Origin of the sequence: Pseudarthrobacter phenanthrenivorans Sphe3 (assembly GCF_000189535.1) — a bacterium.
Taxonomy (GTDB): domain Bacteria; phylum Actinomycetota; class Actinomycetes; order Actinomycetales; family Micrococcaceae; genus Arthrobacter; species Arthrobacter phenanthrenivorans.
The window spans coordinates 1,145,640-1,167,407 of the sequence record NC_015145.1 but is presented as its reverse complement, the minus strand read 5'-3'; the positions used below and the strand labels follow the sequence as shown (position 1 = coordinate 1,167,407).

Genomic DNA, 21,768 nt, shown 5'->3' with positions numbered 1-21,768 from the left:
GACTCGACTCCATGCCTAAAACCTCCAGCATGGGCCGCGGAATCGCGGCAGTCTTTGCTGTTGGCGCCCGCCACGCGGGGGGTCATCCCGGCGGAACGGTGGCCGATATCGCTGCGGACCTGGGCAAGGACCGCAGCCAGGTGTCACGCAACCTGCGCAGCGGCGAGCAGGAGGGCTTCCTTGCCCGGACCAGCCAGCGCACCTACACGCTGGACTGGTCCATCCTTACGGACGCCCAGCTGCTCACGGAACGCCGTCTACAGTCCGACGGCGGCACCGCCTTGGACGCGCTGGCCCGCGAAACCGATGAGGCCTGTTTCCTCGGGGTCCTCCATGGCGACAGCACGGTCACCATCGGCGAAAGCGTCCCGGCCAGCAGCAACCTGGTGGGCTCCTGGCTGGGCCGGCCCTATCCCGCCTACTGCAGCGACGCCGGGCAGGCAGTGCTGTGGGAGGCGTCGGAGGCAGAGGTCAGGACCGTGTTCGCCGTGGTGGACTTCGTGCGCCACGGACCCAACACACCTGCGGACGTCAACGACTTCCTGGCGCGCCGCGAAGCCGCCCGGGCCCGGGGTTACACCATCGTGGATGAGGAGGCCGAACCCGGCCTCTTCTCGCTGGCCGTCCCCATCCGCGATTTCAAGGGCGATGTGGTGGCCGCGCTGCAGATCGTGGGCATCAAGGACCGGCTGGAACCGCGGCGGGAAGAGTGCGCAGCCGCGCTGGTGGCGCAGGGCAGATGGCTTGAGCAGAGGCTCGGCCACCAGCCGCAGGGTTAAGCCCGGTAAGCTCCGAGCCGTTCCGCGGCCTCTCTAAGCACAGCCGCGAAAGAGCCCGCATCGGGTTGGATCTCAGCCCGGCTTCCCAGCACGCTGAGCGAGGCAAGGATGCCGCCGCCGGCATCGCGCACGGGCACCGCGAGTTCCACCACGTCGTGCTCGAATTCCTCGACGGCGGCGACGTATCCCGTGGCAGTGTCACGGGCCATCAGGTCCCACACTTCTTTGGTGGAGTGGGCAGCACCGGGCCCTCCGATGCCGATGTAGTTCACATCGGCCAGCAGGGTATCGAGGGCGGACCGGTCGTGGTCCCACAGCAGGGCCCGGCCGGCGCCCGTGCACCACACCGGCGTCACCATGCCCGGCTTCACGAAGCTTCCGGCAACGGCGTCGTTGCTGGAGCTTCGGACCAGGATGACCCTGTAGCCGTCCCGGACGGAGAGCCGTGCGCGCAGCCCCAGGGAGGCCACCAGCGCCTCCAGCTCAGTCTTGGCCTCCCGGACCCAGCCGGTATTCAGCGAGGCCGCGAGGCTGAAAAACCGCTGGCCGATCCGGAACGGGCCCCGGTCCACGCGCTCCAGCAGCCCGAGATCGCACAGTTCCTGCGTGAGCCGGGAAACACGGCTTTGGTCCATGTCCAGCTCGGCGGCCAGCTGCGAAACACCCAGCAGCTGGCGGCCCCGCTTCTCCCGGTCGGCCACCAGCCGCACAATGCGCAGCCCCTGCGCCATCGACGACGCCTCACCGGACGAATCCACGCTCATCTGCCCCTCCCGGCCGGAAACCTCGCCCCATTCTTCCACGGCCTCCCGCCCAGCAGAGGTGCGGCAGGAACCGGCGGAAAGAACGACGGCGACCGTCCGGAAAGGCACCCAACGCACCTGCCGGGCTGCCGCCGTCGTCCGCTTCCGTTTACTTGGCGGACAGCTACTTGGCGGCCAGTTCCTTGGCAGGCAGTGCCTTGCGCCCGTGCCGGAAGTGGAACCAGATGTAGCAGGCAGCCACGAAGGGGATGCCGAAGTAGAGCGCGGCGGCCTGGGTGGGGTCCAGGGCGATGCCGATCAGGGAGACCACGCAGAGCGTGAACGCCAGGATGGGCACCAGCGGGAACAGCGGGGCCTTGTAGGCCAGGGTGCTGATGTCCCCGCCGTTGCGGATGAAGGCGCGGCGGTGGAAGAAGTGCGAGGCGGTGATGGACATCCACACCCCCACCACGGCGAAACCGGCGACGGATACCAGGACAAGGTAGACCGTTTCCGGGGCAACCACGCTGCTGATCAGGGACGCGACGCCGCCCGCCATGCTGACGGAGAGAGCAATCAGCGGGATGCCGCGGCGGGTCAGCTTCTTGAAGGCGCGGGGTGCGTGGCCTTCGTCCGCAAGGGAGTAGAGCATGCGGGCGCAGGAGAAGAGGCCGCTGTTGCCGGCGGACAGGAGGGCGGTGATGATGACGAAGTTCATGATGTCGGCGGCGAAAGGCAGGCCGATGGCGGAGAAAACCGTCACGAATGGGCTCTCGTCCAGGCCCACCTCGGTGTACGGGATGGTGGCGGCAATGACGGCGATTGCTCCGACGAAGAAGATGAGCAGCCGGATCACGGTGGTGCGCAGGGCCTTGGGGATGCTGGTGGCGGGGTCCTTGGTTTCGCCCGCTGCCACGCCAATCAGTTCCGAGCCGGAGAAGGCGTAGAAGACGGCGAGGACGGTGACCAGGACGCCGGTGAAGCCGTTGGGAAAAAGGCCCGCCTCGGTGGCGAAGTTCTCGAACAGGAACGGGTGCTCGCCCCCGCCGCTGAGCGGGCGGAAGCCGAAGAGGGCCGCGCCGCCCAGGACGATGAGGCCGATGATTGCGGCCACCTTCACGATGGCGAACCAGAACTCGGACTCGCCGAAGAACTTGGAGGAGACGGCGTTGAAGCCGAAGAGGATGGCAGCGAAGACGAGGCACCAGACCCAGACGTCTACATCCGGGAACCAGCGCTGCATGAGCAAACCGGAGGCTGTGAATTCCGAGCCGATGGCCACGGCCCAGCACAGCCAGTACAGCCAGGCGGTAGCGAAGCCGGTGGCCGGGCCTATGGACCGGGCGGCGTAGATGTGGAACGCGCCGGACACCGGGTAGGCGATGGCCAGCTCACCCAGGCAGGCCATGACCAGATAGACCACGAAGGCGCCTACCAGGTAGGCGATCACGGCGCCGAGCGGGCCGGCCTGGGAGATGGTGTAGCCGGAGCTGAGGAACAGGCCGGAGCCGATGACGCCGCCCATGGCGATCATCACCAGATGGCGCGGGCCCATCGCCCGGCGCAGGCCGGACTCTGCTTGTTGGGCTGCCGCGCCGGTTGGCTGCTCATCCAGCGTGAGCGGTGCTGAGGGTTCCACGGGCGTCTCCAATGTGGGGTCGATCGGTGCGATGGGGGCGCGCGCAGTCCCCCCTGGTTCCCGCTGCCGGGAAGCGAAGAAATGCACGTCGACAGTGCTGAAAGTAGCACGTGAACCGAATTTGCGGTCATCAAAGACATAACTGCATGCTTATATTGCATGCTGTTACGGCTTCAATCGACCCCACTGGTTCGCGGAGGTCAGGACCAGGGCGCCGGATCCAGACGCTCGACCGTAAGGGCAAGGAAGTAGGGGGCATGTTCTCGGGTAGCGGCACAGTCACTGACGTGTGCGCCGAGCTGGCGAACTGACTGCTAGCCCAGGTTCCGTTCCAACATCTCCCCGATAATCCGGGCGCCTTCAGGGAAGGCGCCCGGATTCATCCCTGAGTAGTTGAGCCGGATGAAGGGGCCGGCAGGTTCGGCCGGGAACCACTCGTTGCCACCGGCAATAATCACCCCTGCAGCCTCACAGTCCCTGACCAGCCGCTCCAGGTCGGTTCCATCCGGCAGCCGGACCCACACGTGCAGGCCGCCCTTGGGCACCTGCTCGATGTGCGCCTGGGGAGCGTGTGCACGCAAGCTGGTGACCAGCAGGTCGCGGCGGGATTCGAGCTGGTGGCGGAGGCTGCGGAGGTGGGTTTGCCACCCCGGCTGCGTGACGACGTCGAGCGCGGCGGCCTGCAGCAGCCCGCTGACGTACATCGACTCGGCGGCGCGGTCCGCAAGGATGCGCTCCCTCGCGGGACCGCGGGCAATGACGGCAGCCACCCGGATGGACGTTGAGACACTCTTGGTCAGCGAGCGCAGGTAGACGACGTGCCCGGAATCGTCGCGTGATGCAACCGGCACCGGGTTGGATGTGATGCCAAAGTCGTGCGCCCAATCGTCCTCCACCAGGAAGGCGCCCTGGGCACGCACCACGTCCAGCACCTGGTCCCGCCGTCCGGCCGACCACTGCGCACCGGTGGGGTTTGCGTAATTGGGCTGGGCATAGAACACCCTGGCCCCGGACTCCTCAAAGGCGCGGGTCAGGACAGCCGGGTCCGGACCGTCGGGACCAACGGGGACGGGGACCACGCGGACCCCCGCCTGCGCCGCGGCCAGGATGGCTCCCCAGTACGTGGGCGATTCCAGCAGCAGCGGCTGGCCCCTGCCCACCAGTGCGCTGAAGATTGAGCTCAGTCCACTTTGGCTTCCGGGAAGGACGACGACGTCGCTCGGGTTGGGCGGCGCGGTTCCGGCCGGCGTGGAGGCAGCAAGTTCATGGGCGAACCATGACTGCAGTTCCGGCAGTCCGGCCGCAGGCGGACGGGACAGCGCCGCGTCGCCCCTGGCGGCCCGGGTGAGCGCCGCGCGGACCAGCCGCTCGGGCAGGAGTTCGCGTGCCGGATAGCCGGAGTGGAAGGAAATGGCATCCAGGGGCACATCGCGCATGGTGGATGATGCCGGAGGCAGCGCTGCCAGCGGCGACTTCAGGGCCGCTGTCTGCCAGCCGTAGTCGGAAGGCTTGGCGGTCCTGGCGGCCCGGATGAACGTTCCCACGCCGGGCCGGCTCTCGATCAGCCCTTCTGCTGTGAGCGTCTGGAGGGCTTTCTGCACGGTCACGGGGCTGGCCTGGTAGTCGGCCACGAGCGAACGGGTGGACGGCAGCTTGGCTCCAGGCGCGGCCGCGGCCATCCACGTTTTCAAGTGCGCCACGATCCGGGAGCTGCTATCGTTGTTCATGAAAGACAATAGTAGCGCTACTGTCCCGGCGCGCACAGTGATACTGCCGCAGGCCTCCGGAATCTGGCTCGGGCTGGTGGGAGTCGCAGCATTCTCCTTCACGGTTCCCTTTACGAAAGTCGCCTTGGCCGGCCTGTCGCCGCTCTTCATCGGATCCGGTCGCGCGGTGGTTGCCGCTGCGCTGGCCGGTGCTGCATTGGCGCTGACCCGGCAGCGGCTCCCCCGCGGATTGCAGTGGGGACGCCTCGCCGTAGCCGCCGCCGGCGTCGTCATTGGCTTTCCGCTGCTGACCTCCTTTGCCCTGACCGCGACCCCCGCCAGCCACGGTGCGGTAGTGATCGCCCTCCTTCCTGCTGCTACTGCAGCCGCAGCCGTCCTCCGCGGGAGAGAGCGTCCGCCCCGCGCCTTCTGGCTGGTCACGGCATTGGGGGCCCTTGCCGCACTCGCCTTCGCCGGGGTGCACTCCGGCGGATTCGGGCAGCTTCACTGGGCGGACCTGCTGTTCCTCGGCTCCGTGGCCGCGGCCGCCGTCGGCTACGCAGAGGGCGGCCTGCTGGCCCGGGAGCTGGGCGCCTGGCAGACCGTTTCCTGGGCGCTGGTGCTCGCGTCGCCGCTGATGGTGTTCCTGGCGGCGCTCTCCGTGGTTCAGGAACCGCCCTCCGCAGGGCTGGCGCAGTGGCTGGCATTCGCTTACCTGGGCGTGGTGAGCATGTTCCTGGGGTTCTTTGCCTGGTACCGGGGACTGGCCATCGGCCCCATCGCACAGGTCAGCCAGATCCAGCTCATCCAGCCGGTGCTCACCATCGGGTGGGCGGCCCTCCTGCTGGGCGAGGCGGTGACCCTGCCCACCGTTCTCGGCGGCCTGGCCGTCATCCTGTGCGCCGGGGCAGCCGTCCGGGTCCGGCTCAGGCCTGCAACCGTGGGGCCGGCGGCCACAGTTCTCCCCATCCAGGACCTTGAGCCGGTAAAGGACTAGTCATGTACATTCCAGCCCATTTTTCCGCCACCCCCGAGACGGTCCAGCAGCTCCTAGCCCGCCCCGGGGCCGCGAACCTGGTCACGATGACCGCAGTCGGCCTGCTGGCTACCCTGGTGCCGTTTGCCTACAATCCCGACATCGGTGATCACGGCGCGCTGCAGGGGCACCTCGCGCGGAACAACAGCCAATGGTCTGAGCCCGCCATCGGGGAGGCGCTGGCCATCATCCAGTCGGCGGACGCCTATGTGTCGCCGTCCTGGTACGCCTCGAAGGCCGAGCATGGCCGGGTTGTCCCCACCTGGAACTACACCACCGTCCACGTCTACGGGCGGCTGGTGGTGCATGACCATCCGGAATGGTTGTCGAGTCAGGTGCGGCGGCTGACCGGACTGCACGAGGCGGACTTCAGCCACCCCTGGAGCGTGGACGACGCGCCGGAACGCTTTATTGCCGGCCAGTTACGGGCCATTGTGGGCATCGAACTGGTGATCACCAGGATCGAGGCCAAGGCCAAGCTGAGCCAGAACCGCCCGGCTGCCGACATCGATGGCGTGGTGGCCGGGCTGTCCGGTGCCGGACACGCGGCGGCCGCGGCGGATGTAGAGCGCGCCCGCTGACGCGAATGCGTGACTTTTGGACTTCCCGAGAAGCCCAGGCCCCGACAATCCGCGGGCTCCGCCTGCGGCAGGCCCCAAAAGTCACGCATTTCGGTCCCATCGGACCGGCAGTGGACCTAGGCGCCCTTGACCAGTTCCTCGCTGGCTTCCCACAGGCCCTGCGCCAGCCCGGCGTCGTAGGCCTGGGGGTTGGCCTTGGCCAGGGCGCGCTTGTAGTAGTACGCGCCGGAGATCCAGTCCTTGCCGGCCGTGCCGTTGATGAGCCAGAGCATGGTGTCGGCGCCCTGGTCGGGGGTGAGCATGAAGCGGTTCAGCAGGGTCTTGTAGGCGTGCCGCCACGGCGTTGTGGACTCTGCCGCGAAGTTGGTGCGGACCACGCCGGGGTGGAAGGCCGCCGTCGTAATTCCCTCCCCGCCATAGCGGCGGTGCAGTTCGGAGGTGAAGAGGATGTTGGCGAGCTTGCCGGTGCCGTAGGCGCGGTTGGTGGAGTAGCGGTGTTCAGCCGTGAGGTCGAACAGGTCCAGTTTGCCGAAGCTGTTGGCGCCGCTGGAGGTGTTGATGACCTTGGCGTTGCTCGCGGTGAGGGTGTCCATGAGCAGCGTGGTTAGCAGGAAGGGCGCCAGGTGGTTGATCTGGAAAGTGGCCTCGTTGCCGTCCACGGTGAGGGTGCGCTTGCCCATGATGCCGCCGGCGTTGTTGGCCAGGACGTCGATCCGGGGGTAGTCGGACTTCAGTTGGGCTGCGAGGGTGCGGACCTGGTCCAATTCCGCAAAATCGCTGACGAAGTAGTCTGTGTCCAGTTCTTTGGCAATGGCACGGGTCTTCTCCGCAGACCGCCCGATGATGACCACCTGCTCCCCCGCGCGGGCCAGCGTCCGCGCTGCTGCTGCGCCGATCCCGTCGCTGGCGCCGGTGATCACAATGGTGCGAGGAGTCAAGGGGTGTCCTTTGATCGGGGGAAAGTCCGGCGCCCGGCTTGGGCGCGCTGCCTAACGGCACAACGACGGCGGGCACCAGGGTGTTCCCCGGCGCGCGTGGGAGGCATATCCTGCAGACAGTCGCGCGATCGAAGGGGAGCGACCATGGACATGCCCAAAGCCTCCGAAGGGGACAAGGAACGGTTCCGGTCCCTCGTTCCGGACGGACCGGAGGTGGTGGTCAAGCCCATGTTCGGCAACCTTGGCGCGTTCGTGAACGGCAACATGTTTGCTGGGCTCTTCGGCCCAACGATCGGCGTCAAGCTCTCGCCCGAGGATCGGGCGGAACTTGAGGGCGCTGAACGGACTCTTCCCTTCGGGCCCGCGGAACGATCCATGGGCGGCTACACCGGGCTGCCCGAGATGTGGAACGAGGAGGGCGACGGTGACGACGCCCGTGCCAAGGCCTGGATCCGCAAGGCCTTCGAGTACGTGGCGGGGCTGCCGCCGAAGGAGCCAAAACGCGCGCGTAATGCGAAGCCGTAGCCCGGCACAACAGCTCTTGTCACACAGTTAACCACCCATTCATATCCTCCTCAGCCCGTGTCCAACCTCGCTCCATATGTTGGAGCCATGGACAACATCTCACGCAGATCCCTGATTTCCGCCGGCCTCGGGGCCGGCCTTGTGGCCGCCCTGCCCAGTGCCGCCGCTGCCGCTTCAACCGCTGACGACGCCGGCCTCCGCACCGATCCCTTCATGCTCGGCATCGCGTCGGGCGAACCGTGGCCGGATGGCTTCGTGATCTGGACGCGCCTCGCGCTGGACCCCCTGGCCGGGGACGGCCTGGGCGGCATGCCGTCCCGCAACGTCGCCGTTGCCTGGGAAGTGGCCGAAGACCCGAACATGCGCTCTGTAGTAGCCCGCGGCGTCGAAACCGCCCGGATCGAAACCGCGCACTCCGTACACGTGGAACTCAAGGGCCTGAAGCCGGGCCGGGAGTACTTTTACCGGTTCCGCAGCGGCCGCCACATCAGCAAGGTGGGCCGCACGCTCACCGCGCCCGCCCCGCACGAGACGCCCGCCGCGCTGGCGATGGCCTTCGCCAGCTGCTCACAGTACGAGCACGGCTACTTCACCGCCTACACCCGCCTGGCCGAGGACCACCCGGACCTGGTGCTGCACCTGGGCGACTACCTTTACGAATACAAGAAGGACAGCTACGTGATCGGCGGCGGGAACCCGCGCGACCACCAGGGCCCGGAGACCGTCACGCTGGAGGGCTACCGGCAGCGGCACGCACAGTACAAGTCCGACGCCGACCTGCAGGCAGCGCACGCGATCGCACCTTGGCTGGTGGTCTGGGACGACCACGAGGTGGACAACAACTGGGCCGACGAGATCCCGGAAAACCGGGACGCCAACCAGCGCAACGACACCACCGAGCGGTTCCGGCAGCGCCGCGCCGCTGCGTTCCAGGCGTACTACGAGAACATGCCGCTGCGCCGGTCCTCGGTGCCGGCCGGGTTCGACATGAAGATCTACCGCACCATCCAGTGGGGCCAGTTGGCCAACTTCCATATGATGGACACCCGGCAGTACCGCGACGACCAGCTCGCCGGGGACGGCTGGAAGAAGAACGTGGCCGAGCGCCTCGCCGAAAACCGGACCATCACCGGCGCCGAGCAGGAGAAGTGGCTGCTGGACGGCTTCCGGAACTCCACGCAGCGCTGGGACATCCTGGGCCAGCAGGTGTTCTTCGCCGAGCGGGACCGCGCCCAGGCACTGGAGGTGGACGACGTCTCCATGGACGGCTGGGACGGGTACGCCTCCTCCCGCCGCCGGATCACCCAGGGCTGGCTGGACGCGAACGTGCGCAACGCCGTCGTCCTGACCGGAGATGTGCACCGCAACTGGGCGAACGACCTCAAGGTGGACTACAAGGATCCCGCCTCGCCTGTGGTGGGTTCGGAGCTGGTGTGCACGTCCATCACCTCCACCGGCAACGGCACGGGCTCCACCACCGACCCCGTCATGGCCTGGAACCCGCACCTGAAGTTCTACAACGACAACCGCGGCTACGTGAACACCAAAATCACCAGGGACGCGATGACGGCGGACTTCCGGACGCTGGACTACGTCACGACGCCGGGCTCCCCCGTGAGCACGAAGGCATCCTTCAGGATCCAGGACGGCGTTCCGGGCCTCCAGGCCTAAACCCGGACAAAGCAAGTAGCGCCAAGTGTCGTTTTGGGGTTCCAAAACGACACTTGGCGCTACTTAGTTGGGAGGGGGAAGAGAGGAAAGCTAACCCGCGAGGCCTGCCAGCAGGAAGATCACGGCGGCAATGGCGAAGCCCATCACGCCGATGAGGGTTTCCATCACGGTCCAGGTCTTCAGGGTGGTCTTGACGTCCATCCCGAAGAACCGGCCCACCAGCCAGAAGCCGGAGTCGTTGACGTGGGAGACCACTACGGAACCGGCGGCCACGGCGATCACCATGGCGGCCACCTGCATGCCGTTCAGTCCGGCCGCAGCCACACCCGGCGCGATCAGGCCGGCCGTGGTGGTCAGTGCCACGGTGGCGGAGCCCTGGGCGATGCGCAGGATGGAGGAGATCAGGAAGCCGGCAAGGATCAGCGGAATGCCCACGTTGCCCAGGACGTCAGCCAGGGCCTGGCCGATGCCGGAGGTCCGCAGGACGCCGCCGAACATGCCGCCGGCACCGGTGATCAGGATGACGGAGCAGACCGGGCCGAGGGAGGACTCGAGCAGCTTCTCCAGGGCACCGGCGTCCTTGCCGCGCTTGGCGCCCAGGACGAACAGGGCAACGAGCACGGCGATCAGCAGGGCAACCGGGGTTTCACCGAGGGTGCGCAGGACCTGGTACCACTGCTCGTCCTTGACGCCTTCGGGCAGCACGCCGGAGGACGCCAGCGTGTTCAGGCCGGTGTTCATGAAGATCAGGACCAGCGGCAGGAGCAGCAGTCCCACGATGGTGCGGAAGCGCGGCGGGTGGGATTCGGCCTCGGCGGTGGCGTGGCCCAGGAGTTCGGGCACGGGCAGGACCAGCTTCTTGCCGGTGTAGAGGCCATAGAGGTAGGCGGTGACGTACCAGGTGGGGATGGCCACGATCAGGCCGGCGATGGTCACCAGTCCCACGTTGGCGTCGAAGAACGCGGAGGCGGAGACCGGGCCCGGGTGCGGCGGCAGGAAGATGTGCATCACGGAGAACGCGCCGGCGGCCGGCAGGCCGTAGCGGAGCACTCCCCCGCCCAGGCGGTGGGCGACGGCGAAGACCACGGGCAGCATGACCACCAGGCCGGCGTCGAAGAAGATGGGGAAGCCGAAGATCAGCGAGGCGAGGCCCAGTGCGAACGGGGCTCGCTTTTCACCGAAGAGGTTGATGAGGTAGTCGGCCAGCACCTTGGCGCCGCCGCTGGTTTCCACGATGCGGCCCAGCATGGCGCCGAGGCCCACCAGGAGGGCCACCGTTCCGAGCGTGGTACCGAAGCCGTTGATCAGCACCGGGACCACCTGGTTGGCGGGGATGCCGGTGGCGAAGGCCGTGGCGAGGCTGATCAGGATCAGCGCGATCAGGGCGTGCATGCGCAGCTTGATGATCAGGAACAGCAGGCCGAGGATTGCTGCCGCGGCGATCAGCAGCAGCGGGCCTGCGCCCAGTGTTTGGGTCCATCCTTCGATGGTCATGGTTCTCCTTTGAAACAGGATTTGTTGGGGATTGTGGTGGTGGTCAGGGCGCGGAGGGCGCCTGGCCGGAAGGAAGACTAAGGGCGTGCACGACGGCGGCGACCAGTTGTTCGGGTGACTGCGAGATGTCCAGGCGGAGGCTGCCGGCGTCGAGCTCTTCCTGCGTCAGCGCCTCGAGGGTGGCCAGCTGGCTGGGCAGCAGGGTGGGCGGCATGAAGTGGCCTTCGCGCCCCTGCATGCGCTGGCTGATCAGGTCCGCGCCGCCGTCGAGGTGGAGGAAGAGGACGCGACCCTCGGCTTCGGACAGCAGCTGGCGGTAGCTTTTCTTGAGGGCGGAGCACGTGAGGACAGTGCTCTTCCCGGCCCGGGCCTGCGCCGTCATCCAGTCGCGGATTTCCCGGAGCCAGGGCCAGCGGTCCTCGTCCTGCAGCGGAATGCCCTGGGTCATCTTGGCGATGTTGGCGTCCGGGTGGAACTCGTCCGCTTCAGCGCACACCCAGCCCAGCCGGCCGGACAGGGCCGCCGCCACGGTGGATTTGCCGGACCCGGCTACGCCCATCACCACAAGATGCGTGGGGGGATACTGCATGTCATACCTCCGGAGAAGACGTCTTTGGCTTTCGAAGAAGCTCGCTGCGTGCCCGTGGAGAAGTGGGCTACGCCATAAGGTATCACCTTTTGTCGCGATTGATAACACCTTTCAGTGTCACAGGTCATACCTTTGTAGTTATTTTGGGTATTCTGGAAGGGCGCTGCGGCGCGAGAGAGGCGGACAGAATGTCGACGGCGACAGTTGATGGTGCGGATGAAGCGCACGACGGCGGGGCCTCCCCCGCGATGCATGAGCGCGTCCTGGAGGCGGTCGGCGTCGCCATTGCCTCCGGCGAACTGCCTCCCGGCAGCCGGCTGACCCTTGAGGGGATCCAGCAGGACTACGGCATTTCCCGGACCGTGGCCAGGGACACCATGAAGGTCCTCGAATCCATGAACCTGGTGTACTCGCGGCGACGCGTGGGCATTGTGGTGCAGGAACGCCGCCTCTGGAATGTCTTCGACCCCAAGCTGGTGCGCTGGCGGCTGGCCTCGGACCGGCGCGAGATCCAGTACAGCAGCCTTACGGAGCTGCGCATCGCCGTCGAACCCATTGCCGCTGCCGGTGCCGCCCGGCGGGCAAGTGCCGCCGAACGCTCGCAGCTTGTCGCGCTGGCGGCCGACCTGCGCCGGCTGGGTGAGGCCGGTGATCTGCAGGGCTTCCTGGCGGCGGACATCGCCTTTCACCAGTTGCTGCTGCGCAGCTGCGGAAATGAAATGTTCCAGGCGCTCGAAGGCATGGTGGCGGAGGTCCTGACCAGCCGCACGCGGCAGGGGCTGATGCCGTTCAAGCCAAGGAGCGAGGCCCTGCAGGCGCACGAGGATGTGGCGGCAGCCGTTGCCAGCGGTGATACGGCCGTGGCCGAGCAGGCGATGCACCACATCCTGGACGAGGTTCGGAACGCGATGGGGCTGCACTGACAGTCTGCGTTCACTCGCTGTCAGTGCGGTACGAACCTGTGCGGACAGAAAAGGGCCGCCCCGGTTTCCCGGAGCGGCCCGTTATGGGAGCAGTTGGCTGCTAGATGCAGCGGGGCTGGTAGGCAGGATCAGCCGGACCGGACGTCCGGCTTAGGGCATGCGCCACGATCTGGTGGACCACGGGATCATTGGGAGTCTGGTCGTGCTCGAAGACATCCGCGGGGCACTTGTCCTGGATGGTGATGTTGGTGACCTGCTTGGCCGGGCCTGCAAGGAACTGGCTGTTATAAGGGATCACCACTTCGTCGTGGACCGTGGAAATCACAGTGTAGGACGGTCCGGCAACAGTGTCCCCGATCGAGTTCAGTTCCTGCATGAAGGCTGATCCTGCCTGTTGGTCGGCGCAGGCGGCGCAGCCCGCGGCGGTGAAGTCAGGATCCTCCAGCGCCTCCGGCGGGGGAACGATCAGGCCTTCGGTGCCGTGGTTGGAGGGAGCGATGCCAATGAGCTGGTTGACGTTCTTGGCCCCGCCGAGGAAGCCCATATAGTAGCGGGGCATCATGCCGCCCTGGCTGTGGCCCACCAGGTTGACCTTCTTCGCGCCCGTGGCGGAACGGACGGCATCGACGAACGGGGCGAGTTCGGCTGCCGATTCGGCCACCGGGCCTGTGGCGTAGACCCCGTTCGTTTCACCGTAGTTGAGGGCGAAAACGCAGTATCCCTGGCTCTTGAGGTAGGGCGAGAGTGTGGACCAGTTCTTCACCATGCTCTCGAACGTTCCGGGGACCAGGATAACCGGATATGAGTGCTCGGCGGTGGGCTTGCAGGACCAGTCATTGGCGCCGGGCGGGGAGATTTCGACGACGTTGGCCTGGGCGGGTGCCGCGGTCAGGGACCCGGCAAGGAGGGCGGTTGCGGCCAGGGAAACGGCCTTGGTCAGCAGTGACATAGAAACCTCTTCGTTTGCGAGTCAGCGGTGGTCCGGTGGCGCCGGCATTGCGGGCCGGTCAACCGTGGGGTCCTAACCGCCGGGTCCTTCACATGCTAGGCCGGACCGGCGGGCCTGCGGGGCGGAACTGCACGAACGTGCGGGCAAAAAAGAGGCCAGCGAACGGTGGCTCCGGTGCGAGTGCAGCAGCGCCGATCCGGCGTTGTTACTGGTGAGTAGCGTTCTGGTGGCCGGAGACCCTCTGAAGTGCCGTTCACAGCCTGTGCACATCCGTTCACAAGAACCAGGGATCCCGGATCCGGACGGCGAAGTCTGTTTACTGGCACGCGCAGGTTAAGAAAAAGCAGGGCCGGTCAGGTGAACTGACCGGCCCTGCTCAAAATTCGAAACCCATAGGCCTCGGATTCCCTAATGAATTAGAGAGCCTGGATGTTGGTGGCCTGGGGACCCTTGGGGCCCTGCTCGGTGTCGAAGGAAACCTTCTGGTTCTCTTCGAGGGAGCGGAAGCCGTTGGAGTTGATCGCAGAGTAGTGTGCGAAAACGTCCTGTGAAGAGTCATCGGGGGAAATGAAGCCGAAGCCCTTTTCAGCGTTAAACCATTTGACGGTACCAGTAGCCATTATTTTTGTCCTTCGTGAAGGTGGAGGGAAAATCCCGACTTTCGGGCCCTCCGGCGTGAGATGTTCAAACCGCTACTTCAGAAGAACGCGGACTTTCGACCGCGCGTACTGCCTGAACTACCAACTGCATAAACACAACAACAGGATCAACACTACAGGAGATTCCGGGCACCAATTACCAAGGGCCGTTGCGGCAGCCCCAAGGCGGTTATAAAGCTGCCTGCCTTCATGTGGACACCTCCGCTGCCCTTAAGCTGGTGATCGCCGAAGACGAATCAGCGCAGACCGCGGACTACCTGACAACGGCGGCCTCGCAGGGGGTGCACTCGCCGCCTCCATGCTCCTCTACACTGAGCTTCATTGCGCGGGGCGGCGCAGTGGAATACCGGGCGAACTCATCAACACAGCACTCAGTGGAATCAACCTTGTGGACGTTTCACGTCCCGACCTCATGTACGCGGCAGCACTGCCCGGCAAGCTGCGGAGTGCCGACGCCATCCACTTGGCCACCGCAATCCGGCTGCAGGCGGATGTCCTGGTTGCCTACGATGCGGAACTGCTCGCAGCAGCGGTGGAGGCCGGCCTCGCCGTCCAATCACCTGCGTAAGGCACTTGCGCTTCATCCGAATGGTATTCCTGGCGGCGCCGCCGCATATTGCCGGAGGCAGGGCCATGGATTTCTACGCCATCAACAACCTGCGTGAAAAACAACGCGGGGTGATCCCTGCTCCGCGCGCAGGACTGGCCGGACCACCCATGAAGAGGCTAAGCCCGAGAGGCCCGGGACTTGCGGCCGGACCGGGTGGCCGGTGAAGATGACGTAGCGCACATTGGCGCGACCGGCTCGGGGTGGGGGTCCCCTGGGCTGGACCAGCGCCCCAGAAAGCCTTCGTTGCTCCATTTTCCTTCCGCCAACTCGGCGGCGCACCGGCCGTCCCCCCGCGATGTCACCAGGCTGGATGAAGTGCTCGACGACGACATCTGGGCCTTCAGCAATTGCCGTGTGGACGCGCCTGGGTATCCCGTGGCGGAGGTCGACTGGTTCTTCTACAACATCCGGCACGGGACGCTGATGATCAGCGAGTGGAAGGGCTTTTCCCACCGGGTGGCCGTGGCCACCGATACCGGAACACGGTGGCAGCTCGAAGGCGGGCTGTTGGTGCCAAACCCCATCGAGCAGGTCTCGCGGCAGCTCGATGCCGTGCGGGCGGTGCTGCGGACTGCGATCCTCCCGAAGCACTTCCCTGAGTTCGACCCCTTGGCGGTGCGGCTCATGCAGAGCGTCTACTCCCCGCAGGTGGACGGCGGCACGGTCATAGAGCGGATCCGGTGGGGCAAGGTTTATGGCAACCTGGCGGACCTGGCCTCCGTCATTTCACACGCCAGCAGCCCGGTCCCCCTCCTCCTGGCGCATGACGAAGCCCGGTTTGGACTCGCAAAGGCGCTGTGCGCACTGTTCCGCACCAGCATGCCTGCTGACGTGAAAGCGAAGCTGCGCGTTTCGAAGCCTCACCCCGGCGCCGCCGTCGTACTCCGGATCAGCGAAATCCACCGCCACATGGCGGCACTTCATGCCGAACTCGCCGAGCTGACAGCGGCTGCCGCGCTCGCCAGTGCAGGGCAGCCGGAACCGGTGCCGCAGTCCCTGCCCCAGCCCCAGCCCGCCAAGCAGCCCGCGCCGTCGGTAAAGACACCCAAGCCTGCCAAGGCAACTGCCGCAAAGCCCGCAGCCGCGAAACCCGCCAAACCGGCGTTGACGGACCAGCAGCGGATGCAGGCGCACCTGGCGCGCAGCTTCAAAGGCGTCAACGGGAGCGTCGACGCCGCCGCCAAAGCACTCGAACAGGCGTGGGCCGCAGTGCTCATCGACCCCCTGCTCCACGGGAAGACGGGAATCAGCGTCGGCTTGTTCGGCTCCGTGGGGACACCGCTGGTAAAGGACAAGCACGGTTCCCTGTCCAAGGTGCTCGGCATGCAGTTGCGGAAATGGTGTGTCCTGCAAGCTGAGGAGGCGGGCATGAAGCCGCGGGATGTCGCCGGCCAGCCGTCCAACATCCGCGTGCGCTGACAGGGCCCCTGCGCCGCTGATGCCCCCGTTCAACCCTTTCTTCCGGTTTGTTGGGGCCGAAATGTTTTACAGATAAACCCATCCGAAATGCGATAGCAGCCGAATAGCCGGCATAACCCTTTGAATTAGCCGGACAACGGGAAATCCATAAATTCCTATCGCATAAGGAGATCATCATGGCAACACACACCAGTGCCGGAATGGCCACCCGCACCAACATCCAGAAGGCATCGCTTGCAGTGGGCGCAGTGTTCTTGCTGGTCGGGATCCTGGGGTTCATTCCGGGTATCACCGGCAACTATGACCAGCTGCACTTCGCCGGCGCGCATTCCGAGGCACTGCTCTTGGGCCTCTTCCAGGTCTCGGCACTGCACAACGTGGTCCACCTGCTCTTCGGCGTTGCCGGGGTCGCACTGGCCCGATCGGCCGCCGGCGCCCGCTCTTTCCTCCTCTACGGGGGCGTCATTTACCTGGTCCTCTTCATTTACGGCCTGGTCATCCCCCAGGATTCGGCCGGCAACTTTGTTCCCCTGAACGGCTACGACAACATCCTGCACCTGCTGCTCGGCGTCGGAATGGTTGCCCTGGCCATCATCCTCACCAAGGGCAACACCAAGTCGCGCGCGTAGCGAACCGGTCCGGGCAGCCACGCTGACGGGCACGGAACAAGCAACGGCCCCGGGTGCAGCTGAAGCTGCGTCCGGGGCCGCTCTTGTCTCCGGAAGGTCCCCTACCGTCCCGCCGCGTAGCCCTGCGCGCCCCGCGGGTTGGCGGCCGCCCCCAGCACCCCGGTGGCCGGATCGCGCACCACTGCCGAGAGCCGCCCCAGTGTCCAGTCCCCGGCCCGGCTGACCACGTGGCCGCGCTCCTCCAGTTCGCCAATAACGTCCGCCCCCAGGCGGTCCTCCACCACGGCGCCGCCTGGCGTCCACGTGCGCGGCCAGAAGGAACCCGGGATGGAGGTGGTGTGGAACGCGGGCGCGTCGATGGCCTGCTGGGGCTCATAGCCGCCCACGATGGTGCGGAGCAGGTACAGCAGCTGCCACTGGTCCTGCTGGTCCCCTCCCGGGGATCCGACGGCGGCCACCGCCTTCCCGTCTTTCAGCACCAGGGTGGGGGTCAGGGTGGTGCGCGGCCGTTTGCCGGGAGCCAGCGTGGAGGGGGCACCCTCTTCCAGCCACGTCATCTGCAGCCTCGAGCCCAGGCAGAAGCCCAGCTCCGGGATGGTTGGAGAGGACTGCAGCCATCCCCCGGACGGGGTCGCGGACACCATGTTTCCCCACTGGTCCACCACGTCGATATGGCAGGTGTCGCCGCGGGTCTCCCCCGTGGGCCTGACCGTCGGCTCACCCACGCCGGCAAAGGCGGCACCGTTTCCAGCGGCCGACGGCGGGAGGTACTCCGTGCGCAGCGGCGGAACGAAGGGTTTGTGGCCGGGCACCGCGCCGGGACGGAACTCGTGCGAGGCCCGCTCCCCGATCAGCTGCCGGCGCTGCGCCGCGTACCCCGGGCTTAGCAGGTACTCCAGGGGCACCGCGGCGTCCCCGTAGTACGCCTCGCGGTCCGCGATGGCCAGCTTCTGCGCCTCCAGGATGGTGTGCGCGCCCAGGGCGGTGGAGGGGTCCAGGTGCTCCTCGTCGAAGCCGGCCAGGATGGCGAGCGTCTGCAGCAGCGCCGGCCCCTGCCCCCACGGCCCGGTTTTGGCGATAGTGTAGCCGCGGAACTCAAAGGTCGCGGCGGGTTCGTAGCCGGCGGAAAATCCGGCGAAGTCGGCTTCGGCGATGACGCCTGCGTGGTCGGTGCCTGAGGAGTGGCGGTGCGGGACCGCGAGGAAGGCCACCGCGGCCTTGGCCACGAAGCCCTCGCCCCACTCACGCCGCGCAGCGTCGATCCGTGCCTCCCTCGAAGCTGCCGCCGACCCGCCCGCCAGACTTCCGGCGCCGACCAGCCGCTCCAGGACGTCCGCGTAGGCGGTATTCCTGACGATGTCTCCGCCGGCAGGAACTTTCCCGTCCGGCATCCAAAGTGCAGCCGACGTTGGCCAATGCTTTGTGAAGAGCCCTGCCACCGAGGCGATGGTGCTGCCCACGCGCGCCAGGACGGGGTGCCCATGGCGGGCGTAGCCGATGGCGAAGGACAGCACGTCTGCCAGCTCCCACGTCCCGTAGTCCCGCAGGAGGAGCAGCCAGGCGTCGACGGCGGCCGGCACGGCGGCGGCGAGCGCACCGGCACCCGGCACGAGCTCCAGCCCTTCAGCCAGGTAATGTTCCCGCGTGGCCGCGGCGGGGGCCGGCCCCTGCCCCATCAGCACCACGGGCTCGGAGGGATTGGCTGCCGTGACAAACACGCCTGTCATGTCCCCGCCCGGCCCGTTCAGGTGCGGCTCCACCACGTGCAGCACGAATGCGCCGGCCACTGCGGCGTCGAAGGCGTTCCCGCCCCGCTCCAGCACCGCCTGGGCGGAGGCGGTGGCCAGCCAGTGCGTGGAAGCGGTCATGCCGAACGTGCCCTGCAGGGTGGGGCGGGTGGTGAAGCTGTCTGCCGGAGTGAAGGCCATGGACAGCAATCCTAGGGCCAGGCACCCGGGGACGGGACGGGGACACGGCAGGGCTGCCGTGCTAAGGAGGCGGTCTGCTACTTGAGGCTGAGCACCTCGTCGAGTGGCCGGCCGTTGACGAACACCCGGGCGCTGGTGGCTCCGGACGCGGTCATGGCGGTGTACTCCAGTTGGGCCTTCGCCCGAGGGATGTCACACACACCGCCCAGCATGAACTGCCCGTGGAGATGGATGGTGATGGTGCTGCCGTTCAGCTCGCCACCCATATAGGTGAGGTTGGACTGGTACAGAACATTCACCAGGCCTGACAGGCCCACGTCGCGGCTCTTGTTCGCGAGCAGTGTCTCGATGCTGGGACGGACCTGGTCCGTGAACTTCACGGGTGCCGTGGTGGTGGCCACCAGGCTGTCGCCGCACCCGATCAGCGGCCCGGAGACGCCGCCGTCGTCGATGGCCACGTAGTAGATGGTCAGCGGGGCTTCCTGCTCAGGGAGTCCGGGAGCCGGCGGCGCCGCCGTGGGTTCCGCGGGGGCGGACGACGGCGGCGGGGTCGCCGCGGGGGACGACGTGGCCGCCGGGCTGGTGGGGCTCGCAGTCGCCGTCGCCGTCGGTGTCGCCGTCGCGGTCGGTGAGCTGGTGGTGGGTGACGGGCTGGGGGCGGGGCTGGGCGGGCCGAAGCACGCCGAGAGCGTTAATAGGGCGCAGAGCCCCAGAATGCCGCCGGATGCCGAGAACCTGGGCGTGGTCATGATGCCCCCTTTGGTGCGATAGGCCCCAACTGCGGGTAACCCGCTTTCACGGTAAGCCCGCTGCCCGCACCGCAAACAGAGGCTTAAGTCCGGCATCCGGCGGGTATTCCCGCGGCGGCGCAGTTCCGGCTATCCCGGGAAACCGAAGCAGGGGAAGAACTCCTCCACCCCCGGCCGGGCAACTTCAATGCAGCGGGACTTCGTCCGGGTGAGCAGAGCTTCGCTGCTGTCGGTTCCGGATATTGCCAGGCCGTCCACTGCCACCGAGACGTTGGCCGTGGACGCACGGCTGAGGTTGTTGTCTGTGGCGTTGACGTTGCCTTCGCCCGGATAGTGAACGTGGTTGTGGACCGTGCTGTGCTCCATCGGACCCGTCCCGGTCCACGTCGCCGCGAGGCTGATGGTCACAGGGTTGCCGCTGCCGTCCGTCCCCGGCATTTCGGTGGTGATGGACGCCGTGGTCAGCCGCGGGTCGGCCAGCAGGGGTGCCAGGTTCTGGCCGTCTGCCTGGAACAGCACCACACCAGGGACGGCCGCCGCGCCGACGCCGGCCGGCTGGGCACAGATGTCCGTGATGCTCACGGATACCGCCGTGAGGCCCTGTTTGTTCACCGGTCCGGGCTGGGCCGCGTACATGGCCGCCATGGATGAGACGAACACGTCCGTCCGTTCGCAACCGGCAATGTTCACCACATGCGCGAACCCATGGGTGTTGGAGATGGTGTGGTAGATGTTGGGCGGAGCGGCTCCCGCCGGTGTTGCGGTCAGCCCCACAAAGGCCGCCGTGCACAACCCAATGAGCAAGCGTTTCATCACGACTCCTTTGTCCGCTTGTCCATTAATTACATCGCTGGGCGTCCGTCCACGCCATGGGGCTTTGGGCCCGGGGAAAGGGCCCCGGGGGCGTTCTTTCCCGCCCCGTACACCGCTGCCGGCCCGCGGTTTTTACCGGACGGCCCGGTCCGCGTTGACGCGGCCGTGCGCCCAATAGGTGCCTGTTCCCTCGATCCTGTCCGCGGTCGATTCGACCTTCCCGCGGATGACTGACGGCGCGGCGTTGGGGTTGATGCTCCAGGCAAGAGCGGCAGTGGCAGCAACGATCGGAGCAGACATTGAGGTGCCGTTGCCTACGTCGTAGCCCATGGACCGGTTGTTCTGTGTCCCCAGGACGAAGGTGTGGTTGGGGAACGTCGAGTAAACGTTGACGCCGGGGGCCGCGATGTCCACCCAGCTGGCGCCGTAGGTTGAGAAGTATGCCTTGGCATCCCGGTTGTCCGTGGCCGCCACGGCAATGACGTTCGGATAGGCACCGGGGTAGATCTTCGTCTGGTTATTGCCGTTGCCTGCTGCGGCAACAAGGACGGCGCCCTTGTTCCATGCATTGTTAACGGCGGCTTCCAGGGTGCGCGAGGGCCGCACGGCAAGGCTCGTATTGATGACCTTCGCTCCGCTGTTCGTGGCCCAGTTGATGCCGTTGGCCAGGGCGGACGTGGACCCGCCGCCGCTGTCGTTGAGGACTTTCCCGTCCAGGATGCTGCATTCGGGGCACACGCCGGCCACGCCGATGGTGTTGCCTTCGGTGGCTGCAACGATGCCCGCCACGTGGGTGCCGTGGCCGTAATTGTCGTCACCGGTTTCCCCCGTGGTGAAGTTGGCCCGGGCAACGACCTGTGGAGTGATATCCGGGTTGTCGTTGGCCACACCGGAATCAAGCACGGCCACTTTGGTGCCCTTCCCCTTGGTCAGGACCCAGGCCTCCACGGCGTCCACGTCGGCGTCAGCCTTGCCGCCGGCCACGGTGAGTGTGCCCGCCGTGCTGGTGAAGGCCTGGCCGTTGTTCTGCAGGGCGTACTGGCGCTCAAAGTACTGGTCGGCTGCGGCTGGAGTGACTATTTCGTCCGGCTCGGCGTATTCGACTACAGGGTTCCGGCTGAGGGCGTCGACCAGCTGGAGTTCCTTTCCGGCGGGCACTTTGATGAGGTGGGCGCCGGTGCTTCCCACGGCCTCGCCCTTGGAGAGGCCGTGCTGGTTCAGTACTTCGGCGGCACCTCGGTCGTGGCGGAATTTCACCAGGATCTGTCCCGGGACGTGGGTGGAGGGCGCTGCTGCGGCCCCCGGCGCTGCGAGGGTAATTCCACCAATGCCCAGGACAGCAGCTGTGAGACCAGCGATCAGTGACTTTTTCATTTGCCCATGATGCG

Annotated in this window: 21 protein-coding genes; 9 read left to right on the top strand and 12 right to left on the bottom strand. The window is 66.7% G+C overall.

What is annotated here, in order from left to right; all coding sequences use genetic code 11:
- Positions 1-11: 11 nt before the first annotated feature.
- Positions 12-779: an IclR family transcriptional regulator gene (locus ASPHE3_RS05465; protein WP_013600233.1), complete on the top strand. Its 768-nt coding sequence runs from the start codon at positions 12-14 to the stop codon at positions 777-779.
- Here ASPHE3_RS05465 and ASPHE3_RS05460 read toward each other — a convergent pair.
- From ASPHE3_RS05460 to ASPHE3_RS05450, 3 genes are all read right to left on the bottom strand, one after another.
- Positions 776-1,537 (bottom strand): IclR family transcriptional regulator, encoded by a 762-nt coding sequence (locus tag ASPHE3_RS05460; RefSeq protein WP_041652607.1) that lies wholly within the window; start codon positions 1,535-1,537, stop codon positions 776-778. The two genes, ASPHE3_RS05465 and ASPHE3_RS05460, sit on opposite strands and share 4 nt — an antisense overlap.
- A gap of 169 nt (positions 1,538-1,706) precedes the next feature.
- Positions 1,707-3,161 carry an amino acid permease gene (locus ASPHE3_RS05455; protein ID WP_013600231.1) on the bottom strand — a complete coding sequence of 485 codons (1,455 nt, stop codon included), beginning with the start codon at positions 3,159-3,161 and terminating at the stop codon, positions 1,707-1,709.
- Positions 3,162-3,475: 314 nt separating this feature from the next.
- On the bottom strand, positions 3,476-4,888 hold the full coding sequence (locus ASPHE3_RS05450) for an aminotransferase-like domain-containing protein (protein ID WP_041651990.1): 1,413 nt from the start codon (positions 4,886-4,888) through the stop codon (positions 3,476-3,478).
- Here ASPHE3_RS05450 and ASPHE3_RS05445 point away from each other — a divergent pair.
- Both ASPHE3_RS05445 and ASPHE3_RS05440 read left to right on the top strand, forming a co-directional pair.
- Entirely contained in the window at positions 4,887-5,864 is a 978-nt protein-coding gene (locus tag ASPHE3_RS05445) for a DMT family transporter (protein ID WP_049786043.1), read from the top strand. The genes ASPHE3_RS05450 and ASPHE3_RS05445 overlap by 2 nt on opposite strands.
- A gap of 2 nt (positions 5,865-5,866) precedes the next feature.
- A complete protein-coding gene (locus ASPHE3_RS05440; protein ID WP_013600228.1) occupies positions 5,867-6,484 on the top strand; it encodes an FMN-binding negative transcriptional regulator in 618 nt (205 codons plus the stop codon).
- A 116-nt stretch (positions 6,485-6,600) separates the two neighbouring features.
- Here the strand turns inward: ASPHE3_RS05440 and ASPHE3_RS05435 are convergent, their stop codons facing one another.
- On the bottom strand, positions 6,601-7,422 hold the full coding sequence (locus ASPHE3_RS05435) for an SDR family NAD(P)-dependent oxidoreductase (protein ID WP_013600227.1): 822 nt from the start codon (positions 7,420-7,422) through the stop codon (positions 6,601-6,603).
- A gap of 144 nt (positions 7,423-7,566) precedes the next feature.
- Between ASPHE3_RS05435 and ASPHE3_RS05430 the strand changes: the two genes are divergently transcribed.
- Together ASPHE3_RS05430 and ASPHE3_RS05425 are read left to right on the top strand one after the other, a co-directional pair.
- Positions 7,567-7,947 (top strand): TfoX/Sxy family protein, encoded by a 381-nt coding sequence (locus ASPHE3_RS05430; RefSeq protein ID WP_013600226.1) that lies wholly within the window; start codon positions 7,567-7,569, stop codon positions 7,945-7,947.
- Between the two features lie 87 nt (positions 7,948-8,034).
- Positions 8,035-9,618 (top strand): alkaline phosphatase D family protein, encoded by a 1,584-nt coding sequence (locus ASPHE3_RS05425; protein WP_013600225.1) that lies wholly within the window; start codon positions 8,035-8,037, stop codon positions 9,616-9,618.
- A gap of 90 nt (positions 9,619-9,708) precedes the next feature.
- Here the strand turns inward: ASPHE3_RS05425 and ASPHE3_RS05420 are convergent, their stop codons facing one another.
- Positions 9,709-11,112, bottom strand: a complete 1,404-nt coding sequence (locus ASPHE3_RS05420; RefSeq protein WP_013600224.1) for a GntP family permease — start codon at positions 11,110-11,112, stop codon at positions 9,709-9,711.
- Between the two features lie 43 nt (positions 11,113-11,155).
- Positions 11,156-11,701: a gluconokinase gene (locus ASPHE3_RS05415; protein WP_013600223.1), complete on the bottom strand. Its 546-nt coding sequence runs from the start codon at positions 11,699-11,701 to the stop codon at positions 11,156-11,158.
- Between the two features lie 188 nt (positions 11,702-11,889).
- On the opposite strand from ASPHE3_RS05415, the gene ASPHE3_RS05410 reads away from it, so the two are divergent.
- Positions 11,890-12,624: a FadR/GntR family transcriptional regulator gene (locus ASPHE3_RS05410; protein ID WP_013600222.1), complete on the top strand. Its 735-nt coding sequence runs from the start codon at positions 11,890-11,892 to the stop codon at positions 12,622-12,624.
- A gap of 100 nt (positions 12,625-12,724) precedes the next feature.
- Here the strand turns inward: ASPHE3_RS05410 and ASPHE3_RS05405 are convergent, their stop codons facing one another.
- Both ASPHE3_RS05405 and ASPHE3_RS05400 read right to left on the bottom strand, forming a co-directional pair.
- Entirely contained in the window at positions 12,725-13,573 is an 849-nt protein-coding gene (locus tag ASPHE3_RS05405) for an esterase/lipase family protein (protein WP_013600221.1), read from the bottom strand.
- Positions 13,574-13,989: 416 nt separating this feature from the next.
- Positions 13,990-14,193: a cold-shock protein gene (locus ASPHE3_RS05400; protein ID WP_009372930.1), complete on the bottom strand. Its 204-nt coding sequence runs from the start codon at positions 14,191-14,193 to the stop codon at positions 13,990-13,992.
- A gap of 337 nt (positions 14,194-14,530) precedes the next feature.
- On the opposite strand from ASPHE3_RS05400, the gene ASPHE3_RS22615 reads away from it, so the two are divergent.
- The 3 genes from ASPHE3_RS22615 (at position 14,531) to ASPHE3_RS05385 (ending at position 16,890) form a co-directional block, all read left to right on the top strand.
- On the top strand, positions 14,531-14,800 hold the full coding sequence (locus ASPHE3_RS22615) for a PIN domain-containing protein (RefSeq protein ID WP_013600220.1): 270 nt from the start codon (positions 14,531-14,533) through the stop codon (positions 14,798-14,800).
- 285 nt (positions 14,801-15,085) lie between these two features.
- Positions 15,086-16,261, top strand: a complete 1,176-nt coding sequence (locus tag ASPHE3_RS05390) for a hypothetical protein (protein WP_013600219.1) — start codon at positions 15,086-15,088, stop codon at positions 16,259-16,261.
- A 176-nt stretch (positions 16,262-16,437) separates the two neighbouring features.
- Positions 16,438-16,890 carry a DUF4383 domain-containing protein gene (locus tag ASPHE3_RS05385; protein WP_013600218.1) on the top strand — a complete coding sequence of 151 codons (453 nt, stop codon included), beginning with the start codon at positions 16,438-16,440 and terminating at the stop codon, positions 16,888-16,890.
- Positions 16,891-16,991: 101 nt separating this feature from the next.
- Here the strand turns inward: ASPHE3_RS05385 and ASPHE3_RS05380 are convergent, their stop codons facing one another.
- The 4 genes from ASPHE3_RS05380 to ASPHE3_RS05365 all read right to left on the bottom strand — a co-directional run bounded on the left by ASPHE3_RS05380 (position 16,992) and on the right by ASPHE3_RS05365 (position 21,754).
- Positions 16,992-18,818: a gamma-glutamyltransferase family protein gene (locus ASPHE3_RS05380; protein ID WP_013600217.1), complete on the bottom strand. Its 1,827-nt coding sequence runs from the start codon at positions 18,816-18,818 to the stop codon at positions 16,992-16,994.
- A 77-nt stretch (positions 18,819-18,895) separates the two neighbouring features.
- On the bottom strand, positions 18,896-19,567 hold the full coding sequence (locus ASPHE3_RS22240) for a hypothetical protein (protein WP_041651989.1): 672 nt from the start codon (positions 19,565-19,567) through the stop codon (positions 18,896-18,898).
- A 129-nt stretch (positions 19,568-19,696) separates the two neighbouring features.
- The gene (locus ASPHE3_RS05370; RefSeq protein ID WP_013600216.1) at positions 19,697-20,380 is read right to left on the bottom strand and encodes a hypothetical protein; all 684 of its coding nucleotides are present in this window, start codon (positions 20,378-20,380) and stop codon (positions 19,697-19,699) included.
- Positions 20,381-20,512: 132 nt separating this feature from the next.
- Positions 20,513-21,754, bottom strand: a complete 1,242-nt coding sequence (locus ASPHE3_RS05365) for a S8 family serine peptidase (RefSeq protein ID WP_013600215.1) — start codon at positions 21,752-21,754, stop codon at positions 20,513-20,515.
- Between the last annotated feature and the right edge of the window lie 14 nt (positions 21,755-21,768).